Origin of the sequence: Kosakonia oryzendophytica, from assembly GCF_900094925.1 — a bacterium.
Classification (GTDB): domain Bacteria; phylum Pseudomonadota; class Gammaproteobacteria; order Enterobacterales; family Enterobacteriaceae; genus Kosakonia; species Kosakonia oryzendophytica.
This window is the reverse complement of the sequence record NZ_FMAY01000004.1, coordinates 338,935-354,405: the sequence shown is the minus strand read 5'-3', so window position 1 is coordinate 354,405 and position 15,471 is coordinate 338,935. Positions and strand designations below refer to the sequence as shown.

Genomic DNA, 15,471 nt, shown 5'->3' with positions numbered 1-15,471 from the left:
ATCCCCTCTCCGTCGGGGAAAGGTGGTCTGTTTTTTCATCCCCTCTCCGTTGGGGAAGAGTGGTCTGTTTTTTCATCCCCTCTCCCCTTTGGGGAGAGGGCAAGGGTGAGGGGAAAACGAGAAAACTACGCCGCCGGGTGCAGTACCACATCATCTTCTGTTCGTTTCGCCTGGCTCTCCGTTACACCGCCGTTGTTCTCATAGCGTGGCGGTGTGATCACCGGGTAAGCATAGCTTCCCACCTCGGTACACAGCACTGGCTCCTGTGAACCTGCATAAAACAGATAATACGAGCCGGAGTTCGGAAAGAAGGCGAGGTTGTCGCCGTTACCAAACGTCGTGCTCCAGAACGGCACGCCGGCGGTGGTATGTCCCTGCTCTTTACCGGAGGCGACCTGAAAATGATCGCCCCACTTCATCGTGATCAGATGGTAATCAAAAAACGACACCGTCAGTGTGCCACGCATCGGGCAATTAAGCTTAATCGCATCGTTGGCATGAGCCGTTGAGAACAGACCGAGCAACAGCAGCAGAGGATATTTCATGGTGGTATCCGTAAAACAGGGCAGGGCATGAGGGTAATCCATCATGCTGATGAAAAGCCGTTAAAAACTATGTCAGAGCAACAGAAAACGAATCAGGATGTTAAGCGGCAGGGGAAGCAAGGCAAATAATCGTTTCTGTATCCAAATGGTGCGTCGGGTGACGTGATCACCCCGCACACGCTGGCACAGGTTTACGGGGTGCGTAGAGCTATGTTCTCAGGGGATCAAGCAGGTAATTATTGGCGGGTTAACGTAATGTCGTTTTTCCCCTCACCCCTCACGTTGCCAGGATTATCAGGCTTTCGGTTACCAGCGTTGATCCGGGTTCTGCGCGTAATAGCGCAGAACCTCTTGATAGGGCGCTGTACGTTCATCGGGGTGTTGTGCCACAGACGCCAGCAACACGCTGACTGCGCATTCATGTTCACCCAGGTTGTACAGGCATAATGCGTAAAACGGCCTGACTTCCGTCGCCTGCGGCCATGCGATCATTATCTCTTCGAACAGTACTTTGGCTTGCTGATATTTGCCAAGGCAGCGCCAGGTGGAGGCGAGGCCAAACTGAGCTTCGAACCGATCTTCTTCATCCAACCCTGCGTCCAGAGCGGCAAGGTAGCTGTGCTCGGCTTCCTGCTCCAGACCCTGGTTATCGTAAGACCAAGCCAGATGTAAAAAGGCGAGAGCGCGCAGTTCCGACTCGGTAGTCAGCGCCTGTAACAGTTGCCGGCTTTGCTCATGTTCGCCCTGTTTGCGCAGGGCAATGGCGGCTTGTAACCTGGTGTCCATTATCGGGATCCGTTGATGAAGAGGATTTACGTTATAGAACAGGCGGCAGGGGTTAGCAATGTGCCCCTCCCGCAGAAGGGAGAGGGGCTGCGTCCGGATATTAGTTACGGTAGGTCAGTTTCAATTTGCCGATCAGTTCGGTGATCTTGGCTTTCGCTTTGGCCGGGGTTTCCGCCTGCACAATAAAATACCCTAACCGGTCATCGGAGCTTTTCGGCACCACGACGTTATCACCCGGTCTGACGCTGATGGCGGAGCGCAGCACCGCGTGATCGTGTTGCACGCTGGCAAGGTTCTCAATAGACGCTAACACGCCGTCACGATCGGCGCAGATATAGCCTACTGCGCAGCTCATCGGTTTTTCCACCGTAAAGTCCACCGGCAGTTTCAGCGCATTAAACACCGCCTGGCGGAAAATGTTGAGGTGGTAGGCGCCAGGGATCAGATCGGAGGTAATATTATCGCCGCCCGGTCGGCCGTTGACCTCAACGATACGCGGCCCGGTTTGGGTGTATTTCACCTCAACGTGCGCCGGGCCGTTGGTGAAGCCGATAGCCTCCAGCGCCTGGCGCGCCACTTCAATCATCTGCGGTTTTTTATCTTCCAGTACAGACGTCGGGAAGATGTGGAACATTTCAACAAAGTAAGGCAGCGGCGACGTGACTTTTTCGGTTACTTCCGCGAAGACCACTTCGCCGTGGGTTAAGAAGATCTCAACGCTGAATTCCGGCCCTTCCAGATACTCTTCCACCAGGTACTCTTTGCGCACGCTGAAGCCCATGTAGCTGGTGGTGAAATTTTCCAGCACTTTAAATGCGTCGCGCAGTTGCTGGCGATCGTTAATAAAAAAGACGTTCTGGCTGCTGGCCGTATTGGTGGGTTTCAGTACCACCGGATAGCCAATAGTTGCCGCCGCGTCTTCCGCTTCTCCCAACCGGTGGACAATTTTAAACTGTGCGCTCGGCACGCCGCGTTCGCTGTAGCGAATACGGGCCAAATCTTTGTTACGTGCCAGCGTCGCCGTTTCATGGCTGATGCAAGGAATGTTTAAACGCTGCGCCGCCTCGGCGGTGGTCGCCATGGCATAGTCCGTTGCCGAAATCATCGCGTCGATGCGTTTATACGGGCTGCTATAGATGGCCTGGTAGATGGAATCCGCATCGCGGATATCACAGACCAGCAAATCATCGTATTCGCCTTCGTAACCATAGAGCTGTGGGTTGTCTTTTGCCGAAACCAGCACCACAACGTAGAAACCTGCTTTGTGTGCCTCACGGGCAAAACTGACGCCGAAGAAACTCGGCTCAACCAAAAAAATGACTTTTTTATCTGACATGGTCGTTACCCCTGTAAATTTTCAGGATGCTTTTTTGAGAGCAACAGTTGATTAAGAACAAACATGACGAATCCCGCCCCCATCATCAGCGCCATGATCACAATGCCAATCATTGCGCCATGCTGATCGAGGTAGGAACCAATAAACAGTGAGAAGAGGCACTGGCAGATCAGGGAAATACCGATCCACACCGCCATCGAACGCCCCATATAATCTTTTGGCACGGTTTGCATCAGCAGGGAGTTCATTAAGATACGCAGTGAAGAGTTGCACAGACCCAGTAACAGGCTGCACAGATATAAATTAAAGACGAAGCTGTTCTGGCTGAGGAATAACAGGTTGATGCAGGCCAGAACAAAGAAGGCGCTGATTAATTTGCGGGCGTCCAGCTTCATGGCCAGCGACGACATCATGATCCCGGAAAGCAACCCGCCAATGCCGTAAGACATATCCGCAAAACCGAAAGTGACGCTATCCCGTTGCAGGGTGTTGTTCACGTAGTCCGGCAGCACCACGTTATAGATCATGGTGACAATCAGCGGCACAATCGACACGACGCCAAGCACGAAAATGCCTTTGTTTTCATAGAGGAATGACCAGCCGCGGCGCAGCATTAAGGTGTAATTTTCGCTGTTGGTTTCACGGGCGACGGCGCGGTATTTAATCAGGTTAATGGCGATGGCGCTGAAGACAAACATCAGCGCATTCACCAGCAGAATGGCGTTAAAGCTGAAGTATTTATAAATAAACCCGGACGCTGCCGCCGCAAGAAACATCCCGACCTGCAAGCTGATCTCCAGCAAAGAGTTGCCGGTGACATATTTTTTCTCTTCAAGAATTTCTTGCAGGAAGCTGCGCGAAGCCGACATATACACCGTCCAGCCGACGCCATTAATAATGGCGAACGCGTACAGGTAGTACATATTGAAATTGAAATTCGACAGCATGACGAAGAGCAGCAGCAAAAAGATCGCGCGAATAGCATGGGTGAAAAAGATCACGGTCTTACGGTTATATTTATCGGTGATCACCCCGGAAAAGAGGGAAGCCACAAACCCTGCAATTACGTTCACCGCCAGCAGGATGCCGACATATTGATTCGACCCGGTTTTCATCAGCACAAACCAGTTGGCCCCGATCGTCGCCATCCCGACGCCAAACCCTGAAACGATATCAGAGAGAAAAAACGCCCGGAAACGCGGATCTTTTAAAATGGCAAAGCTCGTGCTCATACATGCTCCTTGGCATAAATAATGTCTTTTATGGTGGTGAGTAACCTTTCAAGAGAGAAATTCAGGCCCGCCAGGACATCGTCCTGGCTGCCGCCGTACTGCGGCCAGTCATCGTTGGGGGTGTAAGAAAGCACCTGTTTATGCGGCATGCTGAGCGCCAGTTCCGCTGCCACGCTGCCCGCGCGGCGATGTTCTTCCACCACCAGCAGCGGGCCAGCAAGCCGGGCGATATCCGGCATAAGGTGGTGCAGGGAAGCGTTATCCACATAACACAAGTGCAGGTGATTGATTTCACCCAGTTCCTGTTTGGCGGCGACGCACAATTGCGTGGCTTTTTCGCCTACTGATACCAGCGTAACAGGGTGGCTGGCGCGATAATCCTGCTCAACGATCAACGTGTCGAATTCCGCCGAGCGTGCAAGGTCGGGGTAAACGTCGTTGCGTCCCAGCCGGATATAACAAGGCTCATTGCCCTGGGCGGCGTTGCGCAGCACCTGGCGTGTTTCAGCTTCGCCATACGGGCAGGCGATACGGATACCGGGGAACAACCGCACGGCACCGACATCTTCCAGGCTGTGATGCGTGGTGCCAAACCAGCCGCCAGAGACGCCGCCATACGCGCCAATCACGGTGATCGGTTGGCCCATATAGCCGAGCGACAGCTTGATAGCCTCCGCACATCGCAGTGCAGCGAACGGCGCGAAGGTGGTGAAGAAGGGTTTAAATCCGGCAGCGGCAAGCCCGGTGCACATATCGATGGCGGCCATCTCTGCGATGCCGATATTGTAAAAACGGTCCGGGAAGCGCTGTTGAAAAGGGTGATTTCGCCCGCCAAGATCGGCCTCCAGGCACACTATTTTCGCGTCTTCCTGCGCGCAGTTAACCAGTTCATCCTTGCACGCGTCTCTACCTGACAGCATCGGCGAGTCTCCTTTTCCATTTGATTGCCTGGTGAAGTTTCAGTTTGGCGTAGTGACAGGACGGATTGCCCTCCAGCTCGGCAATGCCTTTGCCTTTCACCGTGTTGGCGATGATCACCAGACCGCGGTTTTGCCGTGCGGAAAATGCCTGCTCCAGTTGCCTGAAGTCGTGTCCGTCAATTTCCACCACATCCATGCGGTAAGAGGCAAAACGCGCTTTGATATCGGCGATGGGGGAGATATCCCGGACATAACCATCATTTTGCGCGCCATTGTTATCAATGACATACACGAGGTTGCCGATCTCCTGCGCTGACAGCACCTGTAGCACTTCCCAACACAACCCTTCCTGCAACTCGCCATCACCGCCAATCGCCACGGCAATGCCGTTGCTCTTCAACTGACGCTGCGCCAGTGCCCAGCCTGCGGCATAGCCGATGCCGTGCCCGAGGCTGCCGGTAGAGAAACGAATATGCGGAATTTTATGGTTCGGGTGGCCGGTCAGCAGTGAATCGCTGCGGCCATAGTGTTCCGCCGGGTTGGTGTCGCTGTAGCCGAGCACGTACAGTGCGCTATAAAGCGCAGCGGCGGCATGCCCTTTGCTCAGCACCACGCAGTTATGCTCATCGGCCTGATAGCGGTTAAGGGCGTACAGCAGAATATCGATGACAGACAGCGAGCCGCCAATATGACAACCGACATCACTGGCGGCGATATCAATAATCACGCCGCGCGCCTGGGCAGCCAGTGCGGGCAGTTCATGCAACGAGGCCATTACTTCTCTCCTCCATTCAGTCGCATCCAGTTGACAACGGTCTCCTGCAAAATGCGCCGCGACAGCAGCACATCCTCGGTGTAATTGACCTCTTTGTCGGTATGATCCAGCGCGGAATCACCGGGGCCATAGGCGATGAACGGTACGTTGCGCCAGCTTGTCGCCAGCGTATTCATGTCGCAGGTGCCTTTTTTCACCACCGGGCGCGGCGGGGTGTCCGTTAGTACGCGACTAAACGCCTGGTTAAGCGCGCGATAGAGTGGGTTGGTGCGTGACGATTTATAGCCCGGTGTGCTGCGCTCGATCTCCACCGTGATCCCATTGCCGCTCAGCGCAAGCAGCGGTTCGATGTAACCAGGGCGCGCCTCCGGCGAAACACGGAAATTGATCACCAACTGTGACTCTTCATAAGAAAGCGCGTGGCGATGGGTGATGCCGATGATGTTGGAGATATTGTTGCTGTCAAAATCATTCATCACCGCCCGCAGCGCGCCAGCGGCTTCATAAACGTGTTCGATAGAGGTTTTCGCGTCCCGTGCGGCGGTGTGCTCCATGCCTTTGCGCGCGGTCACTTTGATCTTCAGCAGGCCATAATAGCCAATGGCAACATGCATCACGCCGCTGGGTTCGCCAATGATCACCGCGTTGGCGGGATAGTTGTCGCGTACGTAGTAAGCGCCTTTCGAGGAGGACACCTCTTCTTCGGTCGCGCCCACCACCAGCAAACGTGCGTGGGGCGGCACCTCAACCTGTCGCAGAACGTCGATAAAGTTCGCCAGGCAGCCTTTGGCGTCGACGCTGCCGCGACCGCTGACAAAATCCTCGCCGGCATCGCTGCGCCACAGCCCCGGCACGGTATCCAGATGGCCGAGCATCAGCAGGGTGTTTGGCCCGTTGCCTTTGCTCAGCACCAGGTTGCCAGCCGGGTCAATCTGCGCATCGATACCGCTACCGGCCAGGCGCTGGGACAGGAAGTTCGCCAGTACCGACTCATCCCCAGAAATGGATGAGATATTGACCATCATGTTCAATAAGCGCATTGGCTCGCTGACGCCGGTACCACGCCAGAACCAGGTGGCGGTGGCAGAGAGTGAGTGCGGGCCATTGATGGCGATATCGCACACGCCCTGTTGCAACGCAAGCTGGCAGGCGCGGACTTTCTGTTTCATCCGCCCGCTTACCGCCAGTTCGTCATCGGCGTAGACATCGTGCAGAGTGCTGGCGCTATCATTGATGTCCCGCAGGATCCCCGCCGTACCGGTGACAAAGCGCAGATGGTTGGCGTTCAGCGCCACCGCCAGGTGTGCGGCCAGCATATCGGCATCAATATTGATGTACTGACGCGCGTGGCTTTCCCAGATAGGCGGTGAGAGAAAAACAATGTCATAGCTTTCCAGCAGTGCACGCAGGACAGCGGTTTTTGCGTCATTGAATCCACCATAAAGCGAGTCGCGCACAATGCGGCTGCGACCGCCTTCGGTGATTTTCAGTGGCTTGCCCAGTTTTCCGGTCACCAGCTGGTTGTCGCCAGCGACCTGATAATAGGCAGAAAAATCCAGCGTTTGCGCCGCCAGGTTAATCAGGTTGCCAATGCGCTCGCGGTAGGCTTTGAGGATCACGTCCATGTGCTCCGGGCTGCAATAGCGCACCCGATCGCCGTTCGCCAGTGGCAGGTAGGCGACGTCGATCTCCTGGTGGCGGTACTCCCGTTCGATAGCCTCCGCGCCGCCGCAGATCACCAGTACCTTACCGCCGGCGCGGCTGATCTCCATCACTTCGCGGAAAAAACCACTGCCGCTGTACAGAGTGCTGCTTCCGGCTTTGATGACGTAGAGATTATCCATTATGGCCACCCGGCTTCGTTAAGATGATCCAGCCCGACAAACGGCTCAAGGCCGAGCCAGAGATTTGCTGCCTGCACCGCCTGACCCGCCGCACCTTTAAGCAGGTTGTCCAGCGAACAGAGACTGAGGCACTTATCACCCTCAACCAGCGTGGCGACCTCGGCGTGATTGGTGCCACAGACGGTTTTCAGCATGGGTACCTGGCCATTTTTCAGGTAGTGAACAAACGGCGTCTGCTGGTAGTGCGAGAAAAATGCCTGACGTACATCCGCCGCCGTACAGCCCGGTTTGAGCGTGCTGTAGGCACTGACGTAAATCCCTCTGGCGGTATCGAGGCTGAAGGCCGCAAAGGTGATATCCAGCGGATCGGTGGTCAGTTGTTGTAATTTCGCCACTTCCGGTCCGTGACGATGGCTGAATGCTTTATGCAGGCGGAAATTGTGTGAACGCTCGGCATGGGTTTCGGCGCTGTTTTTCCCTGCGCCGCTGGAGCCGGTTTTCGCATCAACGATGATATTGCCCGTCACCAGCTGTTTGCTGACCAGCGGCCACAGCGCATAGAGCGAAGCCACCGCCATACAGCCAGGCAGGTTGATGAGGGTCGCCGCCGGATCGGGTGTGGTGAATTCCGGCACAAAATATTGGCTGACCACCTGCGGCGGCAAACTGCCCGGCGTGGCCGGGTAGTGCACCGCGTTAATCGCCTCTTCCTCAAAGCGGTAGTCGCCGCTCAGGTTGAACAGGCGCGTACAGTGTTCGCTGACTAACGACACCCTCTGTGGCAGCTTACCGTTCGGCAGACAGGAAAAGACCAGATCGTAATGGTTGTCTTTGATATCGCTGATTGAAGAGAACTTCAGGCCAGGCTTATGGCTGTGGTGGCGGAAACTGCGCATCTGGCGTTCCACCGGCAGCCCTTTTTTAGACTCCGAAGAGACAAACTGCACATCAATCTGCGGATGGGTGCTTAACAGGCGGTACAGTTCACCGCCAACGAATCCGGAGCCGCCCAGAATGGCGGCTGTGTAGACAGTATTCATCCGAGTCGTGCATCCTTTTCGTAGGGCGGAACATCGTCAATGTGACGGGCGATCTCCGCGATGCGGGAAAGATGGCGATCCACTTTTTTGAACGCGAGCACATAGGACCGCAGTTTTTCGTACTCCACCGGCGAGCGCAGCTCGCGACACAACACCAGCGTGCTGCGCAACATTTTCATGGCGTTAGGGAAGTCTTCATGCTGGTAGTGTTTCCGTTCTGCCAGGAAGAACGGGAAACCTTTGCCAAACCCTTTCTGGTTCTGGAAGGGGAGATGGAAGGGCAACAGGGTGTTTTGCCATTCGCGCGCAAATACCCCTTCTTCATTCAGTGCCTGCTGTAAGGCTTGTTTGACTTTGTATTCCGGAATGCCAGCCAGCTCGGGCAAATCGCAGTTGATGTTGATGCGGAACATATTGAAGCTGTGTTTCGCCCCTTCCGGGATGGCCGGGCCACGGAACAGACGCGTGGTGGCAAGCTCCGCAATCAGGTGCTGTGCATTGCGCTGGCGGATTTCATCATAATAATCGAGACGCGCGAGTTGACTGATGCCAAAGGCCGCCGCCACCCAGGACATGCTGTAATCCAGACCGGATTCTTCGAGGAAGGCGCAGGCGCGTTGGTAGCTGCTGCGTTCTTTAAAGAAGGCAATACCGGCTTCGCCGCCGAGCGGGAAATTCTTATCCGCCATCAAGCTTTGTCCTGCGGCATCACCAAAGGTGCCGCAATGGCGTCCCTGCCAGCTTGCGGAGTGCGCATGGGAGGCATCTTCCACTAACGCCAGATTATGCCGCTGGCAGAACTCCGTCAGGGCATCGAGATCCGCAGGCAGGCCGTGCACATGCACTGGCATTACCGCCTTGGTGCGGGGCGTGAGTTTTTTCTCCAGTTGCGCCGGGTCGATACACCACGTTCCGGGAGTTATATCGACAAAAATCGGGATCGCTTTGGCGGCGACAATCGCCTGCGCGGTAGCAATAAAGGTAAAAGCGGGCACCAGCACTTCATCGCCGGGTTTCACGCCTGCGCCAATCAGTGCCAGATGCAGGCTGGATGTCCCGCTGGCGGTCGGAATGGCATACGCCGCGCCCACGCGCTGGCGATATTTCTCTGCGAACTCTGCCACCACATCCTGCGGTGATTGCTGCACAGAGATCATCATCTGGAACAGATCTTCTTTGGTGATATTCGGGAAAAGGGTTTTACGGTTGGCTTTTGGAATGACCGGCGCATCGCCATCGAGCGCCAGATTATGGTCAACCACGCCATCCGCTGGCATGGCCAGCGGCGTCATAATGAAATCGGTCTTCATTTGTTTAACCCCATTTTAATAAGCGACATTTTGATGCACGCGCCGACCAGCGGACTGAGGCGGAAGTTAAATTGCAGACCTGGCTGAATTTCTTTTTCTGTTTCTTGCTGAGTCCACATGGTGCGTAAATCAAAAGCGCCAAAGATTTTTAAGCGTTCCGCTTTTTTATAAATGCTCTCAGAGTTGGTCAGTAAAACAGCGCAAGGTCCGAAGCCCAGCCCGGCAAAATCAATAATATTAACCGGCTCATCGTTATGACATGCTTTGCCTGTGTCGGCGAGGTTGTCCCAGCTTGCGGTATGTAAAAGATAAGGTCTGGCCAATAAATTATCGTGGCCAATTCCCAACCATTTCAGTAATTTCGCTTGTTGCTCATCGAGGGTACGCTGATTGGTCTTCCCACCGTAAACAATATCCTGCCCCCAGAGTGCGCCAATGACAGCGCCGCTGATGCTGTTGTAGGTGACGGCGTACTGTTTGCCGGATGATTTTTTTAAAATATTCTCCAGGCCTTTCAGTTCGCTTTCATTTTTCTCGATACTCATAATTACGCCCGAGGTTAACACTCGTGCTAATACGAATGAGACCTGGAAATGCTGTGTTGCTAATTCATGAGTTCCTTGAGACTGCATAATTCCACCTTATTTACTCAATTGAGTTGATGGTATATCTGGCGATAAGTGCAGCGACATCAACCTGATGAATTTTCCATGATTTGGCAAATTCGGGATTCTGGTTGACTTCGCAGACAACGTATTGTCCGGTGCGTGTGTTAAACATTAAATCCAGGCCGTAAACGCCTTCACCCAATACCTGGATAACGGCGCGACTCAGACGCGTAATCTCATCGTCAATGGCCAGTGGAATAATGTCTGCGCCGAGGTGGGTGTTGGTTTTCCAGTTATCCTCTGACACCCGTTTAAATGCGGCAACAGGTTGCGAGCCAACGATCACCACCCGGATATCGAAGTTGTCCTTTTCGATATATTCCTGAACCAGCACCGGCAAGTGCTGACCTTTAAGATCCACGGATTCTCTGGCGGACAGCCAGACAGCCAGGCTTGCCGGACTGTCAATCAATGTCACGCCGCGACCCCAGGAAGCATTGACGGGCTTGATCACAAAGCGGTGACCAAACTGCGGCAGTAATCCGTCGAGATCGCGGTAATGATGAACAACCCGCCAGGCGGGCACCGGGATTTCATGCCGGGCAAAAAGAACCGACTGCAATCCTTTGTCCGTACAGATTTCAATCGCGTGGCGTGAATTAATGGCTTTAACGCCAGCGGCTTCAATATAGCGGGCGCGCGCCAGAGCCGTGCTCTGTGAAAGGCAACGCACCAACGCAATATCGTAGTGTTTTACATCCTGTACGTTCCATGAAGACTGTTCGGAAATAATTTCTACATCTGCACCATCGTGGCGTAAAAATTCGACGATGCGCTTTTCTTCTTCCCTGACTTTGGTAACAAATAATAAGACGGCGGGTTTGCTTTCCATTATTCGCCCCAGTCTTCTTCCACCTCTGGTGCAAATTCCAGGTGATAGCCATTGCTATCTTTTACTAATTCATGCTCCTGTCCACAAGCGCTGCATTCAACAATTTCACCAACCAGAATATCGTCAACAACGTCAACAGAAGATGAGCAGGTCAGGCATTTAAATGCTTTCATGATAATTCCCTTAAGATAGGTTAAATAATGAAGTTGCTTTCAAAGTAATTCTTAATGGAAAGAATAAACTCGTGTTGTTCCTTAATTTCACCGGCGCGATCTGCTTCACCTTTAAAGGTGTGGCAGAGTGACATGCCGAGAAATTCGCAAATGTATTCGAACTGGGTGGTAATAATGTTCGCTTTGTGTTGTGGATTATCACCACCGATCACAATCAGGACGATTTTTTTACCCTGACAGCGCTGACGAAAGTCCGGGATTTTTTTTAAAGACTCGGAAAAACGGTCGATAAAAACTTTCATTGTTCCCGAAATGCCATACCAGTAAACCGGCGAAACAAAAACGGCCACGTCGCTGTGCAGAAATTTATTGATTAAATAATCGTAATCATCGGTGACGGGCTTATATTTCAGATCGGTTTCCCGATAATCTTCATACTGCGTGATCGTAAAATCTTTAAGGCGAAATGCCTCTGCGTCAAAGCCGCTGAACACTTTCTCAACAATAACGGAACTGTTGCCCGGATAGCGGGAGCTACCATTAAATACTACAAATTTACTCATGCGCTTAACCCCGAACCACTGCGGTGAATATCACTGATAATCGTGATGGGAATGCGTCACACATAAACCATGGCAAGTACCGCCATCCCGTCTTGTGCTGCTGGCATTATTAGGCAAAAACCAGGAGGGGATAAATAGTCATTCTTTTTATTGATTTATTACTGTCAGTTTATAATCATGCAAATACTGACGGCCGGAGTATCGAAAAATGGACTACCTGAAAAGCGTTGAAGCGTTCATCCTTTCTGCGGATAAAGGCAGTTTCACCGCCGCGGCGGAGGTGATGTGCATTACCCCTGCAATGGTGGGCAAACACATCCGCGAACTGGAGAAGCGGCTGGGTTGCCAGTTGATCCACCGCAGCACCCGCCGCCAGGGGCTGACCGGCGCAGGGCAACGCTTTTACGCACACGGTATTCAAATCCTCTCCGCCGTGCATGAAGCGGATACCATTGTTCATCGCCTGAATGATGAAGTAGCGGGCGACCTGCGCATCAGCGCGCCGGTGGCGTTTGGTAATCGCGTGCTGACACCGGTGTTAACGCCTTTTTTGCTGCGCTATCCGGAAGTGAATATCGATCTGGTATTGACTGACCGGCGTGTTGACCTGATTGAAGAGCGCTTCCAGATTGCCATTCGCATTGGCAATGTGCGCGATGAGGGGTTAATCGCCTTACCCATGCCGCCCTACCGCATGTTGCTGGCGGCATCGTCCGCCTACCTTGAAGCCTATGGCACGCCGAAGACGCCTGAAGATCTGGCAAAACATAACTGCATCAGTTTTACCCAGTGGCAATCAAACCATTTCTGGCAAATGGAAGGGCCGGGGGGGCGCTACGAAGTGGAAATCATTCCACGGCTGATTGTGAACTCCGGTGATGCGGTTCGCCAGGCGGCGCTGTCGGGACTGGGCATTGCGTTTAATTCTGCGGTGATCCTTGAAGCCGACATTATTTCCGGCAAGTTGCACCGGGTATTGCCGGATTACACCCCACCGATGCGACCGATGCATTTATTGCGTTTGCCCATCCGGCCCGTTCCCTCCACGATCGCTGCCTTTATTGAACATTTGTCCGAAGAAAACCTGATCGGGCAGTAACCTGCTCTGACCGCCGGGCGAGCATTTTCGCCTGGCTATTGCTGTCGTTCCCTTCTCCTCTTTCCTTTTCTCTGTGTTGTCGCTGGCGCATGTTTTTTCAGTTTCGGCGCGGAAATATTCACTTTACATTTTGTTGTTGATAATGATAATCGGTATCAAATTGTTTCTTATTGTTGTTATTTGATTTTATGACGGAATGATCCCTTGCGGTTGTGAGGGAATTGAAGAATGAGGATAGCTTGCATGAGATTTTCCCCGCTGTACGGCGTGCTCTCACTGCTCATCGCCGCTCCGCTTTATGCGCAGGGTGGAACAGGTGATAACAGTGACGAAATGATTGTGACCGCCACACGAACCGACGGTTCGCGCAATGATTCCCCCCAGGTCATCAAAGTCATCACTGAACAAGAGATCGCGCAGCAGCGTCAGGTCACTTCTGACACGTCGCAGATCCTCAGCAACCTGATCCCATCATTTTCTCCGCCACGGCAAAAAATGTCCGGCAGCGGCGAGACGCTGCGTGGCAGAACGCCGCTGGTGATGATTGACGGCATTCCGCAATCGAACCCGCTGCGCCCAACAGGACGTGAAATGCACACCATTGATGCGTCGATGATTGAGCGGATTGAAGTGATCAAAGGGGCCAACGCCAGCAACGGCGTAGGAGCCACCGGCGGGGTGATCAACATCATTACCAAACGTGCAAAGCCAGGAACGGTAAATCAGCACGTCAGCGTGGAAACCACCACGCCAACAGCGGCCTTCGACCGCGATACGCTGTCGTACAAAACCAACTACAGCATCAACGGCAGCGAAGAGTACATCGACTACGTGTTTGCGTTGAGCTATGAAGATCAGGGCCTGTTCAAAGACGCCAATCATCACGCCATTGGCGTTGATAATACACAGGGCGATTTGATGGATTCCCGCGCCTGGGATCTGCTGGCGAAAGTGGGCTACTGGCTGGATAACGATCAGCGCGTGCAACTGAGCCTGAATCGCTACCGCCTGAAAAATAAAGATAACTACGTCAGCGTGACCGGCGATCGCGAGGCCGGTATTGTTACCACGTCGGTGAAAGGCAACCCGGAAGGCGTCGCGCCGCATAACGATGTCTGGACGGTAGGCACCACCTACGATAACTACAACCTGGCGGGCATGAAGCTCAATGTGCTGGCCTATTATCAGCGCTACGAAGCGCTGTTTGGCGCCACTAACTCCTCGTCATTCCAGGATCCGAACATTGCGCCCCTCGGCACGCTTTATGACCAAACGCGTGCGTATACCGATAAGTACGGCAGCAAAATTGCCCTGACCAAAGATGACATCTGGGACGATCGCATTAAGGCGACGGTCGGTTTTGACACGCTGTTTGATAACTCAAAACAGGATCTGTGGGGCACCGGGCGTACTTATGTACCGGAAATTAATTACACCGATCTGTCACCGTTCCTGCAACTGGAGTACAGCCCGGTGGCCTCCGTCAAACTCAGCGGCGGTGTGCGCTATGAATATGCGCGGCTGAATATCGACAGTTACCAGACGGTATGGGCCAACGATCGCGTCACGGTGGAAGGCGGCAATCCTTCATTCGATAAAACCCTCTACAATGCGGGCATTGTCTGGACGCCGGTTGAACCACTGAGTCTGTTCGCCAGCTACAGTGAAGGTTTCACCGTGCCGGATGTCGGGCGCGTGTTGCGCGGCATCGACACACCTGGTGTTAAACTGGATGACTACTCCGGTCTGCAACCGATCGTCACCAAAAACAGTGAAGTGGGCTTCCGCGTGCAGCACGCGCCGTTTGATTTTGAAGCCAGCTATTACCAGTCCACCTCCAAACTGGGCAGCCGTGTGGAGTTGCTCAACGATGCCTTTGTTGCCCGCCGTGAGAAAACCGAAATTGACGGTGTGGAACTGAGTGCGGGCTATACACCGAATGCGGACCACAAATTCACCGTCTCCTGGTCGCATATGCGCGGGCGTTACGACAGCGACAACAACGGCAGCCTCGATGCGAAGCTGGATGGCCTGAACATCGCCCCGGACCGCATCATTGCTAACTGGTCGGCAAACTGGAACGCGGAACTGACCACCTTCCTGCAGGCCAACTGGGCACTCAGCAAGTCGTTTGATGACGCGGCAAAAGACTTCTCTGGCTACGTGCTGGTGGATGCAGCGGTCGGCTATAAACTGCCGTACGGTCAGCTCAGTCTGGGGGTTTCTAACCTGCTGAATAAACAGTACATCACCTATTACTCACAGAGTGCATCCGTGGATGAGGATCGCTACTTCGCCGGGCGCGGACGTACCGCAACGCTGGGCTACAGTCTCGATTTCTGACCCGC

Annotated in this window: 15 protein-coding genes; 2 read left to right on the top strand and 13 right to left on the bottom strand. The window is 53.7% G+C overall.

Features of this window, described 5'->3' with window-relative positions; genetic code table 11:
* Positions 1 to 125 precede the first annotated feature (125 nt).
* The 13 genes from GA0061071_RS09860 to GA0061071_RS09800 all read right to left on the bottom strand — a co-directional run bounded on the left by GA0061071_RS09860 (position 126) and on the right by GA0061071_RS09800 (position 12,024).
* A complete protein-coding gene (locus GA0061071_RS09860; RefSeq protein ID WP_088237061.1) occupies positions 126 to 545 on the bottom strand; it encodes a hypothetical protein in 420 nt (139 codons plus the stop codon).
* Between the two features lie 306 nt (positions 546 to 851).
* A complete protein-coding gene (locus GA0061071_RS09855; protein ID WP_088237062.1) occupies positions 852 to 1,331 on the bottom strand; it encodes a tetratricopeptide repeat protein in 480 nt (159 codons plus the stop codon).
* Positions 1,332 to 1,431: 100 nt separating this feature from the next.
* Positions 1,432 to 2,667 (bottom strand): ATP-grasp domain-containing protein, encoded by a 1,236-nt coding sequence (locus GA0061071_RS09850; protein WP_061496790.1) that lies wholly within the window; start codon positions 2,665 to 2,667, stop codon positions 1,432 to 1,434.
* A gap of 5 nt (positions 2,668 to 2,672) precedes the next feature.
* Positions 2,673 to 3,899 (bottom strand): MFS transporter, encoded by a 1,227-nt coding sequence (locus GA0061071_RS09845; RefSeq protein WP_088237063.1) that lies wholly within the window; start codon positions 3,897 to 3,899, stop codon positions 2,673 to 2,675.
* Entirely contained in the window at positions 3,896 to 4,819 is a 924-nt protein-coding gene (locus GA0061071_RS09840; protein ID WP_061496786.1) for a transketolase family protein, read from the bottom strand. The genes GA0061071_RS09845 and GA0061071_RS09840 overlap by 4 nt, the downstream gene beginning before the upstream one ends.
* Positions 4,806 to 5,594: a 1-deoxy-D-xylulose-5-phosphate synthase N-terminal domain-containing protein gene (locus tag GA0061071_RS09835; RefSeq protein WP_088237064.1), complete on the bottom strand. Its 789-nt coding sequence runs from the start codon at positions 5,592 to 5,594 to the stop codon at positions 4,806 to 4,808. Before GA0061071_RS09835 ends, GA0061071_RS09840 begins: the two co-directional genes overlap by 14 nt.
* Positions 5,594 to 7,438 (bottom strand): M20/M25/M40 family metallo-hydrolase, encoded by a 1,845-nt coding sequence (locus GA0061071_RS09830; RefSeq protein WP_088237065.1) that lies wholly within the window; start codon positions 7,436 to 7,438, stop codon positions 5,594 to 5,596. Before GA0061071_RS09830 ends, GA0061071_RS09835 begins: the two co-directional genes overlap by 1 nt.
* Entirely contained in the window at positions 7,438 to 8,478 is a 1,041-nt protein-coding gene (argC, locus tag GA0061071_RS09825) for an N-acetyl-gamma-glutamyl-phosphate reductase (RefSeq protein ID WP_061496781.1), read from the bottom strand. The genes GA0061071_RS09830 and argC overlap by 1 nt, the downstream gene beginning before the upstream one ends.
* Entirely contained in the window at positions 8,475 to 9,788 is a 1,314-nt protein-coding gene (locus tag GA0061071_RS09820; RefSeq protein ID WP_061496779.1) for a DegT/DnrJ/EryC1/StrS aminotransferase family protein, read from the bottom strand. Before GA0061071_RS09820 ends, argC begins: the two co-directional genes overlap by 4 nt.
* Positions 9,785 to 10,420: a hypothetical protein gene (locus GA0061071_RS09815; protein WP_061496777.1), complete on the bottom strand. Its 636-nt coding sequence runs from the start codon at positions 10,418 to 10,420 to the stop codon at positions 9,785 to 9,787. The genes GA0061071_RS09820 and GA0061071_RS09815 overlap by 4 nt, the downstream gene beginning before the upstream one ends.
* Before the next feature lie 13 nt (positions 10,421 to 10,433).
* Positions 10,434 to 11,288, bottom strand: a complete 855-nt coding sequence (locus GA0061071_RS09810; protein WP_061496775.1) for a RimK family alpha-L-glutamate ligase — start codon at positions 11,286 to 11,288, stop codon at positions 10,434 to 10,436.
* Positions 11,288 to 11,461, bottom strand: coding sequence for an alpha-aminoadipate/glutamate carrier protein LysW (locus GA0061071_RS09805; protein WP_061496773.1), 174 nt, complete (start codon positions 11,459 to 11,461; stop codon positions 11,288 to 11,290). The genes GA0061071_RS09810 and GA0061071_RS09805 overlap by 1 nt, the downstream gene beginning before the upstream one ends.
* A 20-nt stretch (positions 11,462 to 11,481) precedes the next feature.
* Positions 11,482 to 12,024 (bottom strand): flavodoxin family protein, encoded by a 543-nt coding sequence (locus tag GA0061071_RS09800; protein ID WP_061496771.1) that lies wholly within the window; start codon positions 12,022 to 12,024, stop codon positions 11,482 to 11,484.
* 208 nt (positions 12,025 to 12,232) lie between these two features.
* Here GA0061071_RS09800 and GA0061071_RS09795 point away from each other — a divergent pair, with 208 nt between their 5' ends.
* A complete protein-coding gene (locus GA0061071_RS09795) occupies positions 12,233 to 13,123 on the top strand; it encodes a LysR family transcriptional regulator (protein ID WP_061496769.1) in 891 nt (296 codons plus the stop codon).
* Positions 13,124 to 13,366: 243 nt separating this feature from the next.
* Positions 13,367 to 15,466 (top strand): TonB-dependent receptor, encoded by a 2,100-nt coding sequence (locus GA0061071_RS09790; RefSeq protein WP_088237066.1) that lies wholly within the window; start codon positions 13,367 to 13,369, stop codon positions 15,464 to 15,466.
* Positions 15,467 to 15,471: the final 5 nt, after the last annotated feature.

Excerpts from the sequence above, each read along its gene's own strand:
- GA0061071_RS09860 (WP_088237061.1), bottom strand. The coding sequence starts at position 545 with ATGAAATATCCTCTGCTGCTGTTGCTCGGTCTGTTCTCAACGGCTCAT.
- GA0061071_RS09855 (WP_088237062.1), bottom strand. The coding sequence starts at position 1,331 with ATGGACACCAGGTTACAAGCCGCCATTGCCCTGCGCAAACAGGGCGAA.
- GA0061071_RS09850 (WP_061496790.1), bottom strand. The coding sequence starts at position 2,667 with ATGTCAGATAAAAAAGTCATTTTTTTGGTTGAGCCGAGTTTCTTCGGC.
- GA0061071_RS09845 (WP_088237063.1), bottom strand. The coding sequence starts at position 3,899 with ATGAGCACGAGCTTTGCCATTTTAAAAGATCCGCGTTTCCGGGCGTTT.
- GA0061071_RS09840 (WP_061496786.1), bottom strand. The coding sequence starts at position 4,819 with ATGCTGTCAGGTAGAGACGCGTGCAAGGATGAACTGGTTAACTGCGCG.
- GA0061071_RS09835 (WP_088237064.1), bottom strand. The coding sequence starts at position 5,594 with ATGGCCTCGTTGCATGAACTGCCCGCACTGGCTGCCCAGGCGCGCGGC.
- GA0061071_RS09830 (WP_088237065.1), bottom strand. The coding sequence starts at position 7,438 with ATGGATAATCTCTACGTCATCAAAGCCGGAAGCAGCACTCTGTACAGC.
- argC (WP_061496781.1), bottom strand. The coding sequence starts at position 8,478 with ATGAATACTGTCTACACAGCCGCCATTCTGGGCGGCTCCGGATTCGTT.
- GA0061071_RS09820 (WP_061496779.1), bottom strand. The coding sequence starts at position 9,788 with ATGAAGACCGATTTCATTATGACGCCGCTGGCCATGCCAGCGGATGGC.
- GA0061071_RS09815 (WP_061496777.1), bottom strand. The coding sequence starts at position 10,420 with ATGCAGTCTCAAGGAACTCATGAATTAGCAACACAGCATTTCCAGGTC.
- GA0061071_RS09810 (WP_061496775.1), bottom strand. The coding sequence starts at position 11,288 with ATGGAAAGCAAACCCGCCGTCTTATTATTTGTTACCAAAGTCAGGGAA.
- GA0061071_RS09805 (WP_061496773.1), bottom strand. The coding sequence starts at position 11,461 with ATGAAAGCATTTAAATGCCTGACCTGCTCATCTTCTGTTGACGTTGTT.
- GA0061071_RS09800 (WP_061496771.1), bottom strand. The coding sequence starts at position 12,024 with ATGAGTAAATTTGTAGTATTTAATGGTAGCTCCCGCTATCCGGGCAAC.
- GA0061071_RS09795 (WP_061496769.1), top strand. The coding sequence starts at position 12,233 with ATGGACTACCTGAAAAGCGTTGAAGCGTTCATCCTTTCTGCGGATAAA.
- GA0061071_RS09790 (WP_088237066.1), top strand. The coding sequence starts at position 13,367 with ATGAGATTTTCCCCGCTGTACGGCGTGCTCTCACTGCTCATCGCCGCT.